We start from the raw sequence: 595 nt of genomic DNA, 5'->3' as shown, positions 1-595 counted from the left end.
CGATTCGGGTTGCGCCAGAGTCGAGGCTATTTTCCACCAACTCTTTGATGACAGAGGCAGGTCTTTCGACCACTTCCCCTGCCGCAATTTGGTTGGCGAGCCTAGCTGGCAAAATTTTTATCGTCATAATGAGTTAGAAGCTCACTTACTTATTTGTTTGGAATGATCAGGACTTGCCCAACAGCAAGCTCGTCCGAGCGCAAGTTGTTTGCTTGGCGAATACTCGCAACACTCACGCCATATTTGGACGCAATCTTACCAAGGTATTCCCCTCGCGCGACTTTGTGCTTGCGAATCGGTTTATCTTTCACTGCTACGGTGATCTTAAGTTTTTGACCAACCCATAAGGTATCGGATTTTAAGTTGTTCTCACGACGAATATCCGACAGCTTCACTTTATAGTGACTTGCGATCTTACCCAAGAACTCACCCGATTTAACGGTATGAGTAATCGTTTCAGTCTCTACTGTAATAGGCTTGCTTGGCACTTGGATCTTGCCAGCTGACGGAATACGCAGTTTTTGTCCAACCGCTAAGCTGGTCGATTTCAACTTGTTCTCGGCCATCAACGCTTTCGAGTTAGTACCGTATTTAT

Annotated in this window: 1 protein-coding gene; it reads right to left on the bottom strand. The window is 46.1% G+C overall.

Annotated features, from left to right (window positions below; translation table 11 throughout):
* Positions 1–149: 149 nt before the first annotated feature.
* Positions 150–595 (bottom strand): LysM peptidoglycan-binding domain-containing protein (locus R7O13_RS28870; protein ID WP_318305462.1); only part of this gene is annotated, 446 nt, incomplete at its 5' end.

This window comes from Vibrio sp. Y176 (genome assembly GCF_033438945.1).
This window is presented reverse-complemented; position numbering and strand designations above follow the sequence as displayed.